The organism is Streptomyces griseofuscus (genome assembly GCF_014673495.1).
Taxonomy (GTDB): Bacteria; Actinomycetota; Actinomycetes; order Streptomycetales; family Streptomycetaceae; genus Streptomyces; species Streptomyces murinus.
Genome location: NZ_CP051009.1, coordinates 34341 through 49856 on the forward strand (window position 1 = coordinate 34341; position 15516 = coordinate 49856).

Consider the following 15516-nt stretch of genomic DNA (forward strand, 5'->3'; position numbering starts at 1 on the left):
GCGAGGTGCTGTCAACGGTCGTCGTCACCATCTCCGTCGTCATCAGCGAGGCGAGCACTCGCGTGGCGGCGGATGGAGTAGCCGATCTCGAATTCCTCGGCGCTCATCCTCGTGTCGTTCAGCTCGACAACCTCGCCGTTGGGGCTGGTCGTGACTCGCACGACGCGCAGGAGCGGAACGCCAACGTCGGCTGGGAGGTTCAATGCCTCCGCCTCTTCAGGCGAAGGCATGCGGGCGGAGACACCTTCGCTCCAGCGGAGCGGGCGGTGGCCCATCTCCTCCAGGCGGTCATAGATGCCACCGGGCCCTGTGTCGGCCTCCGCGAGTCGAGTTCCTCGAGCGAGGTCGGCCGGCAGGTAACTGGTGGCCAGCTGCTTCGGCTTCCTGCTTTCGGGATCGCCCATCACGCGGTCGCGAACGAGGACTTCGGATCCGGTGGCGAGACCCATGAGGGCAGCAAGGTCGACCGGCACGACGCCCCAACGCAGAGTGGGAGGCTCCAAGGCAACCCACGGTTGGGCAGTCGGGTCGAAGTAGTAGCCGATCTCATCGCGGAAGACCTGGCGGGACCGGGTGATGCGCCGCTTCTCAGGCCGCTCCCGCACGATGGTCCCTCTGCGGCGTACAGCGACCACCAGGCCCTCTTGCTCCAGAAGCGAGATGGCGCTTCGCACGGTCTGGTAGCCAGCGCCGTACTGGGCTTGGAGCTCGGTGAGCATCGGCAGCTTGTCGCCCGGCATGTATCGCCCCTCGCCGATCTGCTGTCGCAGGTCAGCAGCGATGTCGCGATACGAGACGGGCATCGGAGCCACCTTTCAGAGTGCTGCGCGGATCTGATTCTAGGGCTAGCTCTATCAGGCAGCGATGTGCGAGCACAACCGATCGACACGAATAGAGCTATCGCTATTGACTCCGTAGCCCGGCATGGTCTCTACTAGGCGATAGCGATAGCCCTAACGCTCCGTTGAGCAGGGGTTACCGCTCCTCGGTACCACCGCAGTAGTCGTCCGCCCCTCGGGGCGGCCGGGGTTGAGAGCACCATCGAACTCCCCCGGAGCCTGACGGCCGCGACCACTGTGTGCACGTCGCAGCGCTGTGCGCTGTCTGTCCTGCGGGACGCCGGCCTCGTGCCGTGCGGCCCGGAGGGCGGAGAGAGCATCGCGGCCCGCGCCCCCGCCGCTCCGTTCGTGAGGAGTTCAGATGTCTGTTTCAACCCTTGAGCGCACCGCCCGTCCCCGCCGGAGCCGGACCCGCTCCCGCACCGTCAACGCCCGCCCGGCGCTGGTCCTGTCCGCCCTCAAGCCCCACCAGTACGACCTGCGCCCCGCCTGCGCCTCGCTGATCTGCCCCGACTGCCAGACGTGGGTGCCGATCACCGGCCTCCAGACCAAGCAGCCCAAGGTCGTGCCGCACGACACCGGCCGCGCGGGCAAGGACCCGGCCGTCCGGTGCCGTCTGGGCAGCAACCGCCTGGTCACGGTCGACGTCACGGTCCGGCAGTGGGAGGAACGCCTGACGGACGGCAACTCGCAGACCGTTCACCGCCGCCGGACCACCGTGCGGCGCAAACCCAAGGTCGCGGTCGCCCCGGCCATCAGCCAGATCGCCGCACAGCAGAAGCCGGCGGCCGACGAGCCCGGCGACGGCCGGCCCCTGTGGCTGCTGCGCAAGGAACAGTGGGCGGCGACCGAGTCCGCGGTCCGCGACGCCGACACCCGCCGCGCGCAGCTGCCCGCCGGTGCCGCGCCGCTCGGTGCGCCGCCGGTTCCGCGCACGACGCTGCACCCCGAGCGCCGCACGAGCTGACCCGCTCCGGACGAACGACCACGGCCCCGGCCGCCCCGTTGATGTGGGAGCGGCCGGGGCCGTGGCTGCTCGTACGACAGCCAAAACGATGACAGCCCCGGCGATTTGAGACCCCCGGGGCTGTCCAGGACCTGTTGGGAGGCCCTGATGCGAAACAGCATCGCACGCCCGCTCGGCACCACCGACTCCGACCCGGACATGGACGAGGCCCTGCGCCGGGCGAGGGGCGGCAAGTGATGAATGCGATCACGAGCCTGACCGACGCGGAGCGCGAAGACCTGTCGAAGAAGAACAGCGAGCAGAACAAGCGGAGCGAGCAGAACCGCCGCTGACCGATCTCCCGGCATTGCCCGTCGTCCCCGCGCCTCCACGGGCGGGGCCGGCGGAGAGCGTCGGGAGCTCACCCCCGCTCCGGCCGTCCGGCCGCCACAACGCAACAGCCCCGGGGAGGCCACCCCGGGGCTGCTTCTTGCACTGGACCTTCTGGGAGGCCCGATGAATCGCCCCACCATCGTACGCACCAGCTACGCCCCCTCCGCCGACCTGCCGGTCAACACCAACTGGCGCGAGGACGGCGCCTGCACGCGGGAGGACCCCGAGCTGTTCTTCCCCATCGGCAACACCGGCCCGGCGCTCTTGCAGATCGAGGAAGCCAAGTCGGTGTGCCGCAGGTGCCCCGTGCTGGAGCGCTGCGCCTCCTGGGCGCTGGAGACGGGCGAGGCCCACGGCGTCTGGGGCGGGATGAGCGAGGACGACCGGCGCCGCATCAAGCGCCGCGCCGCCCGCAACCGCGCCAAGGCTGCTTGATCCGTTCTGGCGGCTGCCTGATCCGCCCGCACCGACCGCTGCACCACGGCGGCCAGCACGGGCGGTGAAGGGGAGCCGGACAGCCCGGACCACAGTCGAGGGAGGCCACATGGCCACGACGATGACCCCGCTCCAGCCCGGCACGGAAGCCGCCGCCCAGGCCGCCGCCTTCGCGATCTTCGGCAGCGACATCCCGCCGATCGGGCCGGAGGACTACAGCGGCAGCTGGCGCACCGCCCTCCACGTCATCGCGGAGGAGTGGGTGGGCGAGGGCCGCTTCGAGCGGCACGCCGCCCGCACCGCGACCGCGCTCAACGAGCTGTTCGCCACGCAGAGGCTGTACGGCGTCGGCTCGCCCGAGACGCGCGCCGACAGCGACAGGCTCCAGCCGCTGATCGACCGGTGCCGCCACTTCGGCATCACCACCGCCGACCTCATCCGGCACGGCGCGCAGTTCCCCGAGAGCTGACTTCGCGCCCGCCCGGCGGGAGCAGCACCCAGTTTCGAGCCCGCCCCGTGACGCTTCGCGAGACCGGCCGCCCACCCCTCGGGCCGCCGGCCTTTTCGTGCGCGCGGAGCGGGTAGAGCCGGTGCCAGTTTCGTGATCACACGCCCGCACCGACCGCCGCTTCGGGAACGCGCCGCCGCGTTTCGGGAGCAGCCCCCGCCGTTTCGCGCACACCTGAACGACCCCCTCCGGAGGCCCCCATGACGATCACCGACTGGCCGCGCACCGCGGCTGAACCCGACCCCGAGACGGATGCACCGGCCGCCGTTTCGGGAACGCCCCAGCTGGTTTCGCGGACGCCCGGCACCGTTTCGGAGACGCCGGAGTTCGTTTCGGAGACGGAAAGCGGAACCGGAACGGACACCTCCACGGCGAAGCTGACCGGCACCCAGAAGTGGACGACCGGAGCGATCGTCATCGCCGCGCTCGCCCTCGCGGGCATCGGCCTGTACCTGTCCTTCGAGCACGTCGCGGAGTTCGCCTTCAAGGAGCTCCGCTTCGGCTCGCTGGGCAAGGGCCAGTTGTTCGCCGTCGGCGTCGACGTCGGCATCATGGTGATGATCGCGGTCGACCTGCTGATGGCCTGGCTCAAGCGCCCCATCAGCTGGATCCGCTACCCGGTGTGGCTGCTGACCGCCGCGACCGTCGTCCTCAACGCCGCCTCCGGCGCCCCGGAGGGCGCCTGGAAGCTGCTGGACTACGTCGCGGCTGGCGCCCACGGCGTCGTGCCGGTCCTCTTCATCACCGTGGTGGAGTTGGGTCGTGACGCCATCGACCGCGTTGTCCGCCCTGAGCAGGCCGAACGGGACTCCATCCCGTTGCTGCGGTGGGTCCTGGCGCCGGTGGCCACGGCCCGGATCTTCCGCCGGATGCGGCTGTGGGGCGTCACCTCCTACCCGGAGATGATCCGCCGCGACCAGCAGCTCATCGCGTACGAGCAGTGGCTCAAGCGCAAGTACAAGGGCGACATCTCCCAGGCCAGCGAGGACGAACTGCTGCCGATGAAGATGGCGCCCTACGGCTACACCGTCGACCAGGCCCTGGCCATGCCCGATGAGCAGGAACAGGCAGCCCAGGAGCGTGCGGAGGAAGCCGAGCGCCGACGCCTGGACGCGGAGACGCGCAGCGAGGTCGCCAAGGCGGAGTCCGAAGCCGAGCGGCTGCGCGCCAAGGGCAAGGTCGAGGCGGTCCGCGCGGAGGTCGACGGTCAGACCGGTCAGGCCCGTGCACATGCCCGAGCCCAGGTCAGCGCCGCAGAGCGGGCCGCGGCACTGGAGCAGGAGGCGCTGGACCAGGCCGTCATCGCCGAAGCCCGAGCCCGTGAGGCGGAGGCGGAGCGCAAGGAGGCCCAGGAGCGCGAGGCCAAGGCCGAAGCGGACCTGCGCGCAGCCGAGCTGGAGCGCCAGGCAGCCGAGAAGCGGAAGGAAGCGGCGGAGGCCGACCGGGTCGCCGCGGCGGAGGCTCAGGCGATCGAGACCCAGAAGGTCGCCGAAGCCCGCGAGGCTGCTGCCGAAGCGAATCGGCGTGCTGCCGAAACGGAGAGGACTGCTGCCGAAACGCGGCGGGCCACTGCCGAAGCCGACCGCAAGAAGGCGGAGGAGGAGCGCCTCGCGAAGGTCGCTCTCGCTGATGCCGCGCGTGCCGAGAAGGAAGCCGCCGAAGCCGAGCGGGCTGCTGCCGAAACGCGGCGGGCCGCTGCCGAAATCGAGCAGCGCGCGGTCGAAGCCGAGGACGTCGCGAAGCTCAAGCCGCGCGAGCGGGCGGTCCGCCGGGTCGCCCGGATGATCTTCGCGGCCGGCGGCGACGCCGACCGGCTGCCGCTGGCCGACATCCAGCACGAGCTGGCGGTCACCTCGCCCGGCACCGCCTCGGAGTACCGCCAGGAGGCAGCCGAGCTGCTCGCCGGCGGCTACCGCCCCTGATCCACCGTCCGGCACACACCAGTGAGGGCCAGCCCATCGCAACTGGGCTGGCCCTCGCTGCGACTGCCGGAAGCAGTCAACAGCCCCCCGAGTACAGCAGATCCGACCCCCACGGAGGACCCCGTGAGCACCGAAGACAAGCCCTTCTTCGACGACCCGAACGCGGCGCTGCGCGAGATCGCGCAGAACCCCGCCGCCTACGCGCACTACCTCGCGGACTTCAACCGGGTCGTGCTGGACATGCAGGCCAAGCTGGAGATCCTCCAGCGTGAGACCCGCGTGCACTGCCGCGGGACCCGTGTGGAAGGCGACAAGATGGGCCAGGCTTTCCTGCGCTCTTTCCCGGTGGAAAAGTCCCTGAACGACATTCTCAAGAACCTCAAGAGCATTAGTTCGGGACTGGAAAAGAGCGCTCATAAGCGCCACGCCCACGACGAAAAGGTGAAGGAGGTCAAGAGGCAGCGAAAGGAAAAGGAGCAGATCAAGGCGCGTAAGGACAACCCGCCGCTTCAGGCCGCCCCGGAAAGTTCGGGGCAGCAGGGTGTGCAGAGCCCCAATATGGGCTATGGTGGTCCCACGTCGATTTACAACCTGGACCGCAGGGAGTCGGCGTGAGTGCCGGTCGCCCGCTCACGAAAGCCGAGCGGAAGAAATTCAACCGTGCAGAACATGAGCGGAAAATCAAGCAGGATCTGATCGCTCAGCACGGAAATGACCTCGGCACCTTTTACTACTGGCTTCGGATCACGAATATCCGGGGCACGCAGGCTTATCGCGACGGAAACACGGACTTCATCCGCGAGGTCGCGCTCGCCCTGCACAACGTCTACAGCCGTCACGGCAGCTAGCTCCCCGCGTCCCGCACGAAGGGCCGCTCCCGATCGCCGGGGGCGGCCCTTCGGCGATCCCAACGCGTGCCGCGCGTGTCGCGTGCCACGCGTGCCGCGCACGCGCGTACGCGAGGCCGGTGCCGACTGTCAAGCCCAGGAGGAGGGGTCGCGTGTCCGACGACACCGACAGCAACGTGATCAGCCTCCCCACCCGGGGCAGTGATTCCGGAGGAATGCCGGACGCTCCCGATGGCGGGGATCTCTTTTATTCCGAACCGTCTGACAGCGGCTCGGGCGGCGTTGTTCCCCCGGAGTCACCGGAGGAGACGACAATGGAACTTCCGCCTATTCGCGGGCCTATTTCTCCGGAAACTGCTTTGCGGGAAACGGGAATGCCTGCCGCGCCGGATTCCGGCGACGGAGAATATGAGGAAGGTGAATATGTCCAGCCTCGTTCCCTCGCCGATCGGCTCGGTGACTGGCTGGAACTGCGGATCGAGATGGCGCGGGAGCGGCACGCCTCCGAAGCGCCGTTCCGCGAGGCGGAAATAGCGCGAAAGGCCGCGCTTCTGGAAGCCCGCACCGCCCAGGAAACCGCGATGATGGAGCAGAACGCCAAGCTCCACACCGCGCAGATGAAGGCGAAAACCGACAAGGCGGCGGCGCGCGGCAAGGCCGACGCGGCGCGGTCCTCCAGCTCCGGCATGGGCGCCGACAAGGGCGGCCGCTCGAAGGCCGGCGGCGGGGGCGGCTCACGCGGAGGCGGCGGCAACTCCGGCGGCTCAGGCCGGGGCGGTACCGGCGGCGGCCGGGGCTCGGGAACGAACGGGTCCGGCACTGGTCGCGGTTCCGGGAGCGGCAACTCCCCCAAGGGCACCGGGAAGGGCTCTGATCGCTCCGCTGGCAGCCGTGGGGGCGCCTCGAAGGGCAATGAGCCATCCGGGGGCCCGAAAGGCCGCCAGAACGGCTCTGGAGGCTCCGGGGCGGGCAAGTCCGGCACGGGCAAGGGAAGTTCGGGTGGCTCGGGTTCCGGCAAGGGCGGCTCGAAGGGCGACGGCGGCAGGACGCAGAACTCGCCGGCCTCAAGCCCCCGGGCCGAACGGGCCCGCGGCCGCCAGGACCGCGCCGCCGCCCGCCAGGCCGCCCGGCAGCAGCGGCGCAGCGCCGACCAAGCCGCCAGCCTCGCCGACCGCAGCAAGGACCGCGACCAGGAGCGCGCCGACCGGCAGGCGCAACGGGAGCAGCGCCGCGCGGCGAAAGCCGAGCGAAAGGCCACGAGGAAGGCGAAGCGGGACGCCGCCAAGGCCGCCGACGACCGCACCACCCTCGGTGAGGCCGTGGCGGAGTCAGCGCAGCGCCGCTGGGACAAGCGCCGCGCAGCCGACAAGGCCGCAAAGGACGACAAATCCAAGGACTCCGAGGCCAACACCAAGAAGATGCCCAAGGACGGCCCTGAAACGGCCGCTGACGGCCCGAAGGACGGCTCCGCCACCAAGGAGCCGGGCGACGACAAGAAGAGCGGCGAGAAGCCGTCTGACGGCTCCGGCGACAAGGAAGCGAAGGACGGCACCGGGACGGACGACGGCCGCAAGGCCGACGAGGCCACCACCCCGCCCGAACCGGAGGAGCCCGCAACGCTTCGGCCCGAGGACCTTGGCGTCACGGTGGACCGCCCCGACGGGCCGCCCCGGTCCACGACGACCGAGGCGGCTGAGGACGACATCCCGGACGCGGTCATCGTCGACGACCCATCCGACCCCTTCGGAGCCACCGTCACCAACACGGCGAGCCTCCCGCGGGCCCCCGAGCCCCACACCCAGCGCCCCGGCACCACCCGACCCACCGCACAGGAGGACTCCATGGCATCGGAGGTCAGCAGGCCCACGTCGGCCCAGGCCGGCATGGCGGCCAAGCACCGCACCGACATCACCTTCGGCGAGTACCTGACGGAGATCGTGAACATCGCGATCGACGCCGCACTCGACAAGGAGCGCGCTCAGGAGATGGCCGTCGCGCTCGGCAAGGTCTCGGACTCCTTGAGGGACATGGCTGCCGACCTGACCAGTGACCACAACATCGCCACCGCGGTCGTCGACCAGATCACGGACCTCGCCGACGCTGCGTACCGCATGCGGCAGTTCGCCGAACGGTGCGCCACCGAGTGCGAGGTCGCCTCCGAGGCCGCCCGACTCGCCGCCATGGCGGTCGGCCGGACATACGGCGAGGACATCCAGGCCATGGACGACGCGGGCCTGGCCCAGGCCTCGGCCGCTGCTCACCACAACTAGGAACTGGAGGTTCGCTGATGAGCGACCTTACGCCCCGAACCGGCTTCATCGTCGCCCCGACGGACGGCGACGGCCGCTACAAGGCCGTCCAGCTCAAGCTGAAGTCGCTGGGCACCGCCATGGAGGCCGCCGGCCAGGAGCTGGAAATGCTGCTGCGCAGGATGCGCGTGAATGCCCAGCGCACCGAGGGCCTGGCGGTGGACATCGCCAACGCCGAACTGGACCGCAAGTTCATCGAGATGACGAACCAGGTGGCCGTGGCCCTCGGCGGCGCCGCCGTGGAGGTCCAGAAGCTGCACGCGACGGCTCAGGAGGTGTCCGGCCTGGCCACAGCCGCGCGGCGTACGCACGCGCGGCTGTACGCGGGCCTGGACACCATCCGCTCCGGCCGCAGCGAGCGCACCCCCAAGCCGGGCTTCTTCGACCACTGACCCCCAACCCCGCCGAAACCCCTGATGGGCGGCCCGCCACCGACGGCGGGCCGCCCATCGCCATCTCCCGAAGGGAACACCCCGTGTCCGTGCCGCGCAGCGTCACCCTGGAGCGCACCCTGTACACCCTGGCCGCCCCGGTCCTCGCCGCGGCCCCGAACATCGCCCCCGACAGCCCCGTGAACACGGTCGTGCAGCTGGCGGGCGCCGCCGGCGTCGGCGGCTGGTTCCTCGCCTACAAGAGCGACGAGCCCGGTACGGGACGCAAGATCCTGCGCTGGTCGCCCCTCGTGCTCGCGGCCGCCGTCGACGTCGCCGCGAAGAACACCATCGGCTGGGGCCCGTGGTGCCTGGACGCCCTGCTCGCCGCCGGGTGGGCGGCGGTCGGCCTGCTCGTGATGCCGTTCTCCCGGCACACCCGCCGCCGTCACCGGCCCGCGCTCGCCGCCCCGGCCCCCGCCCCGCAGCTCCAGCCCGCCGCGCCCGAGCCGTCCCCGGCGCAGCCGAACGACGGCGTCGACTCCTTCACCCGGCAGGTCCGCTGGCTGTGGGAGAACCGCGGCATGCCCGGCCGCACCATCGTGGTCAAGGCGACCCCGCACGACGGCATGCCCAACGACCTGTCGCTGCTGCTGCGCGCCTCCGAGGCAGGCCGGGCCATCTCCGGCCTCAAGGAGGACGACATCGCCGCGGCGTTCGGCGTGGACGTCACCGACGTGACCATCAGGGAGATCGTCCGGCAGGCCGGGCGCGAGGGCGGCCCTGCCTGGCGGGAAGTCCATGTCACCCCCGACGCGAACGACCGGCGCCGCAAGACCCCCACCGCCCGGGAGTGGTGGGCCGACCGGATCGGTGCCGCCGGTGGGGCCGTGCCCGGCTCAGAATTCGTCAAGGAGGTCCGCGACAACGAGCGCAAGGTCACCCACTACATCGCCCAGGTCCCCGACGAGGCGGGCGAGCCGCGCGTCAACCAGCACGCCCTGGCGGCCGCGCTGAAGACCAAGTACGACGAAGGCCGGCTGTTCGTCACCGTCGACGGCAGCCAGGTCCTGGTCTCGCTGTGGGACAGCTCGCCGCTCGCGCGGGTCTTCCCCGCCACGAGGGAGCTGCTCACTCCGGATAAGGACGGCCGGTGGGTGACCGGCTTCCTCGGCAACGGCCAGCCCGCCCGCAACCGCGTCTACACCGACCGGGGCGCGGCCCACGGCCTGTTCGTCGCCCCCTCCGGCGGCGGCAAGACCCAGCTGATGGGCCTGCACGTCGCCGCCGACGCCCTGTTCGGCGCGGTGGTGTGGCTGGCGGCGGAAGCGCCGGATGAGAAGGCCGCCAAGCTCGGCGAGTACACCGCCCGCTACGGCATCGGCGCGCTCTACATGATCCGGCTCCTGCGGGCGCTGGACACGCTGATGGAGATCCGCGGCGAGATGGTGTGGGAGGACGGCAGGGTCTACGACTGGGACCCGAACCTGCCGGGCTGCCCCTACCGGATGCTGTCCGCCTACCTCGATGAGTTCCTCTCCGCCGCCCGCCACGGCGACTATGGCGCGGAGATCATGGACCTTGCCGAGAAGGTGTCGGTCAAGGGCCGCAAGTACGGCATCGGCATCAAGGTGGCCGGCCAGTCCATCTACGTGCAGGACGGGTTCACGCAGTTGCTGTGCGAGAACCTGCGCGAGAACTGCATCCCGGTCGTGCTGAAGGTCGCTCCCGGCAAGGTCGGCGCGATGTTCAAGGCGCTGGGTATCCCGTCCGAGAACACCCCCGATCCCCTCCCCCGCTCCTTCTCCCCAGAAGAGGCGGGCCGGATCGAGCGGGTGATGCGCGGCGAGCCCGAGCCGCCCGCCAACTCCAACACCGGCGGCGCCGGCTGGATCGTCGAAGCCAAGCAGCCCGAGGTCCTGCGCACGCTGTTCATGGACTTCAAAAACGGCCTCGACGACTACTTCCCCGACGTCATTGCCACCCTGACCGACTACGAGATCCGCGAGCTCGAGGCGCGGGACCTGTGGTTCGACTGGACCGAGCCGCCCCGGCCCGGCGAGTTCGGCCCCGAGCCGGACGACGAGGACGGCGACGACGGTGCGCCCAAGAAGGGCGGCGGCCAGCGCCGTGGCGGCGAGAAGTCCGCCGCGCGCCGCGACGCCGTCACCTCGCCCCGCCAGGCGCTGGAAGCCATCAAGAACCTCTCCCGCGCCTGACTCACACACCGCACTCCGCCCCCCCGCAGGGCCCGGCCACACCGGCCGGGTTCTGCTCACACCTGAAAGGGACACACCGCCCGTGGCCGTATCGATCTCCGCCGTCGTCCTGCTCGGCATCGTCGTCTTCGTCCTCATCCGGAGCGGCTACGTACGCCTCGGACCGGCCCTGGCCTGCGGCCTGTTCGGCTTCTTCCTCGCCTCGACCGGCGCCGCACCCGCCATCACCAGCGCGGCCAGCACCGTCACCGGCTGGCTCTCCAGCATCTGACACCGCCCCGGCCGCCGGCGTCGAAGGCGCCACCCCCACCCCCACCCCCGCGCCTTCGACGCCGCCAGGAACCCCGATGCCTCAGACAAGCTCCGCCACAGACCAGACCGCCCCGACCCCCGCAGCGCCCGCCCCACCCACGGCGTTGTCCCTTGAGGAACGCCTGACGCTCATCACCACGGCGATGGCCGCGCGCCTGGACGAAGCGGCCGTCGCCTACGAGGTCAACACCGCGCACATCCTGATCGAGCCGGTGGACCTGGCCGACGTCGTCACTGGCCTCCTCGACACCGTGCCAGTCGTCATCGGAACCGACCCGCTGCCCGACCTGTACCCGACACCGGTCGCGGCCCTTCTGCAGCGCGCCCACCACCAGCTGCTCACCGGCGGCTGGTGCAAGGACGCCCTGGTCGACGAAGACGGTGCCCGCTGCATGCTCGGAGCCATCCGGATCCAGGCCCGCGGCGACAGCGGCCTGGAAGCCGACGCGGCCGCCGTGCTCCTGGACGCGATCCGCCGCGAGTTCGGCGAGCACGTCGACTCCGTGCCGTCCTTCAACGACGCACACGGCTCGGCCCGCACCCCGATCCGCATGGTCGACCAGGCCGCCCACCTCGCCCACGCCCGCGGCCTCTGAACTCCTGCTCCGGACCACCTGCCTCGCACCCGAACCCACGCCGGTCGGGTGCGGGCCAGGCCGTCCGGCCTGCCCACCACGGCCCATCACACCCAACCCGAGCGAGGGAGTCGCCCCGCCATGCAGTCCGACGACAAGCCCATTAACGGCCAGGAAAACCCGTCCTTCCTCGACCTGCTCAACCAGTTGCCGCCCGTCTCCCCGGCCCCTGAACTGAACAGCAAGCCCGGCACCCAGCAGCTCGCGCGGCTACGCGCCGCGTGGCGCAAGACCTGGGAGGAGAGCGGCTTCCTGTACCAGCGGTGGGAGGACCTGTTCCAGGCCCGGCGCCTGGGCTGGCACGAGATGGCCAACTGGATCAAGGCCCTGCTCGGCCTCGCCGGGGTCTGCACGGTCATCGTTCTGCTGGACGCCGCCGGCGACATCGTCAGCGCCCTGCTGCACCGCCTGCTTGCCACCCGCACCGTGATCGAGCCGTCCGGCATCGACGCCACCAGCGACCTGTGGGGCGTGATCGAGGGCCCGATCCGCTCCTACATCGGGCAGCACAGCGTCGGCCTCCCCGTCCCCGGCTCTGCCGTCTACGCCTTCTGGCAGCTCACCGGGCTGATCGGTTTCATCGGCGGATTCGCCGGCAGCACCGGCGCACGGACCCTCTGGGCCGGGTGGGGTCTGTCCGGTGTCGCAATGGTGTGGTCCACCACGCCCGACGGCAGCCGCACCATCGCCGCCGGCATCGCCGCCCTCATGTGGGCGCTGGCCAGCATCGTCGCCCTGCGCGGCCTGAACCCGAGCCCGGTCACCCACACGGTCATCCAGCCCCACATCCACATCCCGCCGCAGCCCAGCCCCGTCCACGACGACCTGGACGACGAACCGACCGCATCCGCCCGCACCTACAACGCACAACACCTCCCGGAGAACTGACCGGCGCTCTCTGTGCGCCCCCGGCTGCCGGCCTCACCGGCGGCCGGGGCCGTGCGGTGTCCGCCCGGTCACCCGGACCAGGCGACTGATCCTCCCGCTGGAGGTCACCGTGCCCTTCACCTGCCGCTCTCTGATGGACGCCGCCGCCGCGTGCTTCGGCTGGCGCCGCGCCTACGGCAACACCGAGGTGGACCAGCTGCTCACCGAGCAGTCTGAGACCGCGTACACCGCCGCCGCCGACCACGCCGCGCTCGCCACCGCGAAGAACACGGACGCGCTGGCCGTGCAGCCCGGCGTCCTGGACGCCCGCGGCCGGATCCTCGCCGACGTCCTCTACCTCGAGGGCGTCCTGGCCGGGGCCCGCAACCGCGGCCTGCCCAGCGAGGTCGTCGAGCGCCTGGAGGACGTCGTCGTCCACGGCCACGAGCTGACCGTGCTGCTCGCCGAAACTGTCCGCTCCACCGCCGCCCACGTGAGCAGCGGCCACTGAGACATCCGGCACGGCCGCAGCCAAGGCGCGTGGCCCGGCCGTCCCGGCGCCCCAACCCCTCCCCGCCGACACCAGCACGACGTCGGCGGGGCGCAGCGCTGTCCACCGACACCAGGAGGAACCGCTCGTGCTCATTCCCCGCCCGCGCCGCCGGATCGGCCGGCCCCGCCCGCAGCGTCCCGGCCCCCGCTACCCGCAGCCTCCCGCCCGGCTCCCCGGCGCCTGGAGCAAGTGATGGCCGACCAGGACCAGGACCTGGTCGACGTCGACCCGTACGACCCCGGCGACGGCTCCTTACCGGTCTTCCGGTGGAAGCAGGCCGGGCGCGCCAACCTCGCCACCCGCCGCCAGCTGCGGGAGATGGGACTGCGCCCCGGCGGCCAAGAGCCCGTCGCTCGGATCGAATGCCGCGGCGGGAAGCGGTGGGCGTGGCTGTACCGGATCGACCTGGCGAAGCCGAAACTCCCGATGACCCTCGCGAAGGAAGCCGCGCTCGACAAGGCCATGGCGGCTCGCCAGACATGCCCCGGCCTCTGCGGCCGGCGCTATTTCCACTGCCTCCCGCTCAAGACCTTGGGGTCCTGCCTGGAGTGCTTCGACGGCACGCCCGCCGACCCCGCCTCCTACATCGCTCCCCCGGCCAAGCACCTGCTGGCCGCATGATCCGAGAGGACACCAGCCCATGAGCACCGCCACCCTCGCCGCCTTCACCGAGCCCGACCGCCCCAAGAATCTGCTGATCCGGTTCATCACGGTCGGCGGCAGCTACGTGGACGTCACCGGCCCCGGCGAGCACTCGGACAAGAACCGCTGGAACTGCCACGGCTGCGGAGACTCCTCCGAACGGCCCGAGGAAGACTTCCTGTTCTGCATCCGGCCGGACGCCAACACCCACGCTGCCAACTGCCGCGCCATCCCGCTGCGGTGACCGTCTGCCGTCTGCGCGCCGCCCTGCTGCTTGCCGCCGCCGTCCCGCTCGCCGCGGCGACGGCCGCCGCCGCGCTCCGGGCCGGCCACTGGCGGCTGTACGCCGACCGGCACCGAATCGAGCTGACGCCCCAGCCCCGCCGCTCCTGCCCCGACTGCCGGGGCGCGGGCGGCTGGTGGGTCGGCGGCGCGAACCCGGAGATGGAGGCGTGCAGCTGCTGGTCGGACCGGCGCGAGCTGCGCGTCCGGCTCTGCCCCGCCCCGGCCTGGCCGGACGAACCCCCGTTCTGAACGACCCGACCCCGGCCGGTGTGGCCGGGGTCGGACCGCCGGGTGGCCGCGCATCGGCAAAGGGCCGGCCACCCCGCTCCCTCACCCTCTTCGAGATCAGGAGACCTCCAGCATGCATCGTCCCGCCGTCTTCGCCGCACTGCTCGGACTGACCCGCGCCGCCAGCGCGGTCGGCGACTTCTGGGTCCAGAACGACTTCTGCGCCCGCGTGAAGGGCGCCTCCGACGACGCCCCGGTGACCTACGAGGACCCGGCCACCAAGGAGAAGACCACCCACGGCACCGCCGACGGCCGCAAGGCGTGCCTGCACCACTGCGTCACCTACACGGCCACGCGGGCGATCGTCGCCGGACTCGGCGCCCGCGCGCTGGGTATCCGCGTCCACCCCGGCGCGGCTGCGGCCGCGCTCGCCCTGTCCTTCGGCACGCACTACATCGCCGACCGCCGGGTGCCGGGCCACGGGGTTCTGGAGAAGCTCGCCGACAAGACCGGCAAGACCAACTTCTACAAGCTGGCCTCGCACGGAATGAACGGCGCCTTCCACCTCGACAACTCCTGGCACCACGGCTGGGAGACCGTCGCCGCGCTCATCGCCACGACCAAGGCCACCACCCGGTGACCGGCGAGCCCCGGACGCGACTGGAACGCGTACGCGCCTCGGCCGGGATCGCCTCGCTGGCCCTCCAGCAGATCGAGGATGACCTTCGCGCCGACGACGTCGACCAGGAGGAGCTCGCCGCGATCCTGCGCGAGCTCAGCGAGGACACCGACCCGCCCGGCGGGTTCATGGCGGCCGTCGCGCAGCTGCTCACCGCCGCCGCGCGTCGTGCCGAGCAGGTCGAGCCGGACCGCGACGGCGACGCCTCGTGCCCCCTGCACGAGGCCGCCGCCCTGATCACCGACAACGCCGGGCAGCGCCTCATCTGGGCTGCCCGCGCCCTGCACCCGCAAGGAGGCATCTGATGGCGAGCGCGAAGGCGACGAACCCGCCCCGGGGGCAGTGCACGCAGTGCTGGTTCCACGCGTACGCCAGCCGCGAAGCCCACGCCGGGCTCGGTCCATGCGAGGACTGCCCGCAGTGCGTGGACCACATGAAGAACGGCCACCCCGACCACATGATCGTCCGCTGACGCCGCTGCACGAAGCCCCCGCCCCTGCTCACCGCCCACGCCGGGCAGCGCCT

The 15516-nt window shown here is 71.3% G+C and carries 20 protein-coding genes; 19 read left to right on the top strand and 1 reads right to left on the bottom strand.

All coding sequences use genetic code 11. The features are described 5' to 3' along the window. Positions 1-11: 11 nt before the first annotated feature. Positions 12-803 carry a GntR family transcriptional regulator gene (locus tag HEP81_RS40570; protein ID WP_037660427.1) on the bottom strand — a complete coding sequence of 264 codons (792 nt, stop codon included), beginning with the start codon at positions 801-803 and terminating at the stop codon, positions 12-14. Between the two features lie 397 nt (positions 804-1200). Here HEP81_RS40570 and HEP81_RS40575 point away from each other — a divergent pair, with 397 nt between their 5' ends. The 19 genes from HEP81_RS40575 to HEP81_RS40665 all read left to right on the top strand — a co-directional run bounded on the left by HEP81_RS40575 (position 1201) and on the right by HEP81_RS40665 (position 15463). Continuing rightward, positions 1201-1806 carry a hypothetical protein gene (locus HEP81_RS40575; protein ID WP_037660428.1) on the top strand — a complete coding sequence of 202 codons (606 nt, stop codon included), beginning with the start codon at positions 1201-1203 and terminating at the stop codon, positions 1804-1806. Positions 1807-2301: 495 nt separating this feature from the next. Then, on the top strand, positions 2302-2613 hold the full coding sequence (locus tag HEP81_RS40580; RefSeq protein WP_078967581.1) for a WhiB family transcriptional regulator: 312 nt from the start codon (positions 2302-2304) through the stop codon (positions 2611-2613). 109 nt (positions 2614-2722) lie between these two features. Beyond that, a complete protein-coding gene (locus HEP81_RS40585; protein ID WP_063755267.1) occupies positions 2723-3082 on the top strand; it encodes a hypothetical protein in 360 nt (119 codons plus the stop codon). Positions 3083-3321: 239 nt separating this feature from the next. After that, positions 3322-5043: a DUF2637 domain-containing protein gene (locus HEP81_RS40590; RefSeq protein ID WP_037660430.1), complete on the top strand. Its 1722-nt coding sequence runs from the start codon at positions 3322-3324 to the stop codon at positions 5041-5043. Between the two features lie 123 nt (positions 5044-5166). Next, the gene (locus tag HEP81_RS40595) at positions 5167-5658 is read left to right on the top strand and encodes a hypothetical protein (protein ID WP_037660432.1); all 492 of its coding nucleotides are present in this window, start codon (positions 5167-5169) and stop codon (positions 5656-5658) included. After that, on the top strand, positions 5655-5891 hold the full coding sequence (locus tag HEP81_RS40600; RefSeq protein ID WP_037660434.1) for a hypothetical protein: 237 nt from the start codon (positions 5655-5657) through the stop codon (positions 5889-5891). The genes HEP81_RS40595 and HEP81_RS40600 overlap by 4 nt, the downstream gene beginning before the upstream one ends. 152 nt (positions 5892-6043) lie before the next feature. Next, positions 6044-8161: an ATP/GTP-binding protein gene (locus HEP81_RS40605; RefSeq protein ID WP_243279869.1), complete on the top strand. Its 2118-nt coding sequence runs from the start codon at positions 6044-6046 to the stop codon at positions 8159-8161. A gap of 17 nt (positions 8162-8178) precedes the next feature. After that, entirely contained in the window at positions 8179-8592 is a 414-nt protein-coding gene (locus HEP81_RS40610) for a hypothetical protein (RefSeq protein ID WP_037660436.1), read from the top strand. Positions 8593-8675: 83 nt separating this feature from the next. Continuing rightward, positions 8676-10790, top strand: a complete 2115-nt coding sequence (locus HEP81_RS40615; RefSeq protein WP_037660437.1) for a chromosome segregation protein ParM — start codon at positions 8676-8678, stop codon at positions 10788-10790. 82 nt (positions 10791-10872) lie between these two features. After that, a complete protein-coding gene (locus HEP81_RS40620; protein ID WP_037660438.1) occupies positions 10873-11061 on the top strand; it encodes a hypothetical protein in 189 nt (62 codons plus the stop codon). A gap of 76 nt (positions 11062-11137) precedes the next feature. Beyond that, positions 11138-11698, top strand: a complete 561-nt coding sequence (locus HEP81_RS40625) for a DUF6197 family protein (protein ID WP_037660440.1) — start codon at positions 11138-11140, stop codon at positions 11696-11698. A 120-nt stretch (positions 11699-11818) separates the two neighbouring features. Next, positions 11819-12625 (top strand): hypothetical protein, encoded by an 807-nt coding sequence (locus HEP81_RS40630; RefSeq protein WP_037660443.1) that lies wholly within the window; start codon positions 11819-11821, stop codon positions 12623-12625. A gap of 109 nt (positions 12626-12734) precedes the next feature. Next, the gene (locus HEP81_RS40635) at positions 12735-13115 is read left to right on the top strand and encodes a hypothetical protein (RefSeq protein WP_037660447.1); all 381 of its coding nucleotides are present in this window, start codon (positions 12735-12737) and stop codon (positions 13113-13115) included. 234 nt (positions 13116-13349) lie between these two features. Further along, positions 13350-13778, top strand: coding sequence for an RRQRL motif-containing zinc-binding protein (locus HEP81_RS40640; RefSeq protein WP_037660449.1), 429 nt, complete (start codon positions 13350-13352; stop codon positions 13776-13778). A 19-nt stretch (positions 13779-13797) separates the two neighbouring features. Further along, positions 13798-14043 carry a hypothetical protein gene (locus HEP81_RS40645; RefSeq protein WP_037660451.1) on the top strand — a complete coding sequence of 82 codons (246 nt, stop codon included), beginning with the start codon at positions 13798-13800 and terminating at the stop codon, positions 14041-14043. Then, the gene (locus tag HEP81_RS40650) at positions 14040-14333 is read left to right on the top strand and encodes a hypothetical protein (protein WP_078967582.1); all 294 of its coding nucleotides are present in this window, start codon (positions 14040-14042) and stop codon (positions 14331-14333) included. Before HEP81_RS40645 ends, HEP81_RS40650 begins: the two co-directional genes overlap by 4 nt. Before the next feature lie 112 nt (positions 14334-14445). Beyond that, positions 14446-14952: a hypothetical protein gene (locus HEP81_RS40655; RefSeq protein WP_037660454.1), complete on the top strand. Its 507-nt coding sequence runs from the start codon at positions 14446-14448 to the stop codon at positions 14950-14952. Further along, complete coding sequence (locus HEP81_RS40660) at positions 14949-15296, top strand: hypothetical protein (RefSeq protein WP_037660456.1); 348 nt, start codon at positions 14949-14951, stop codon at positions 15294-15296. The genes HEP81_RS40655 and HEP81_RS40660 overlap by 4 nt, the downstream gene beginning before the upstream one ends. Next, positions 15296-15463: a hypothetical protein gene (locus HEP81_RS40665; protein ID WP_037660458.1), complete on the top strand. Its 168-nt coding sequence runs from the start codon at positions 15296-15298 to the stop codon at positions 15461-15463. The genes HEP81_RS40660 and HEP81_RS40665 overlap by 1 nt, the downstream gene beginning before the upstream one ends. Positions 15464-15516 lie beyond the last annotated feature (53 nt).

Bases quoted from the DNA above. Each gene is read 5' to 3' on its own strand.
- HEP81_RS40585 (WP_063755267.1), top strand. From the start codon at position 2,723: ATGGCCACGACGATGACCCCGCTCCAGCCCGGCACGGAAGCCGCCGCC.
- HEP81_RS40625 (WP_037660440.1), top strand. From the start codon at position 11,138: ATGCCTCAGACAAGCTCCGCCACAGACCAGACCGCCCCGACCCCCGCA.
- HEP81_RS40575 (WP_037660428.1), top strand. From the start codon at position 1,201: ATGTCTGTTTCAACCCTTGAGCGCACCGCCCGTCCCCGCCGGAGCCGG.
- HEP81_RS40645 (WP_037660451.1), top strand. From the start codon at position 13,798: ATGAGCACCGCCACCCTCGCCGCCTTCACCGAGCCCGACCGCCCCAAG.
- HEP81_RS40610 (WP_037660436.1), top strand. From the start codon at position 8,179: ATGAGCGACCTTACGCCCCGAACCGGCTTCATCGTCGCCCCGACGGAC.
- HEP81_RS40580 (WP_078967581.1), top strand. From the start codon at position 2,302: ATGAATCGCCCCACCATCGTACGCACCAGCTACGCCCCCTCCGCCGAC.
- HEP81_RS40665 (WP_037660458.1), top strand. From the start codon at position 15,296: ATGGCGAGCGCGAAGGCGACGAACCCGCCCCGGGGGCAGTGCACGCAG.
- HEP81_RS40655 (WP_037660454.1), top strand. From the start codon at position 14,446: ATGCATCGTCCCGCCGTCTTCGCCGCACTGCTCGGACTGACCCGCGCC.
- HEP81_RS40630 (WP_037660443.1), top strand. From the start codon at position 11,819: ATGCAGTCCGACGACAAGCCCATTAACGGCCAGGAAAACCCGTCCTTC.
- HEP81_RS40570 (WP_037660427.1), bottom strand. From the start codon at position 803: ATGCCCGTCTCGTATCGCGACATCGCTGCTGACCTGCGACAGCAGATC.
- HEP81_RS40640 (WP_037660449.1), top strand. From the start codon at position 13,350: ATGGCCGACCAGGACCAGGACCTGGTCGACGTCGACCCGTACGACCCC.
- HEP81_RS40590 (WP_037660430.1), top strand. From the start codon at position 3,322: ATGACGATCACCGACTGGCCGCGCACCGCGGCTGAACCCGACCCCGAG.